Raw genomic sequence first — 572 nt, 5'->3', positions numbered from 1 at the left:
AAGCCTGGTGAGAAGCGTGACGATATTGACCTGGGTATTCTGCCGTCTGGTTCTGTTGGTGATCGTGTTTGGAATGACGCTAATGGTGATGGCAAGCAGGATGAGGGTGAAGAGGGCCTCGAGAATGTAGTCGTGTTGGTGTCGCGTGATGGTGAGCCGACGCGTTCTGCAGTCACCGATAGCAATGGTGATTGGAAGATTGAGGGTCTTAATCCGAACGCTGAGTACGACATTCGTTTCATCCAGCCGGATGGTTGGGAAGTCACTGGCAAGGTGCCGGGTTCGGATGAGTCGGGTCTGGTGTCCAAGGTGACGGTGAAGCCGAATGAGTACAACGACACTTACGATCTTGGCTTGAAGAAGGCCGACGTAACGTGCGATTGTGAGCCGGAAGCACCGGGCACGCTTGGTGACCGCGTGTGGGTCGATACCAACGGCAACGGCAAGGAAGACCCGGACGAGACCGAGGGTGTCGAGGGTGTCACGGTGATCATCCGCGATAAGGATGGCAACGAGGTCATCCGTACGGTGACGGATGAGGATGGCAACTGGAAGGTTGACGTCGAGCCGGG

1 protein-coding gene is annotated in these 572 nt (G+C 56.3%); it reads left to right on the top strand.

The features are described from left to right. Positions 1-572 (top strand): MSCRAMM family adhesin SdrC (locus tag HMPREF3171_RS10825; RefSeq protein WP_246815376.1); only part of this gene is annotated, 572 nt, incomplete at both ends.

Source organism: Corynebacterium sp. HMSC08F01, from assembly GCF_001807545.1.
Classification (GTDB): Bacteria; Actinomycetota; Actinomycetes; order Mycobacteriales; family Mycobacteriaceae; genus Corynebacterium; species Corynebacterium coyleae.
This window is presented reverse-complemented; position numbering and strand designations above follow the sequence as displayed.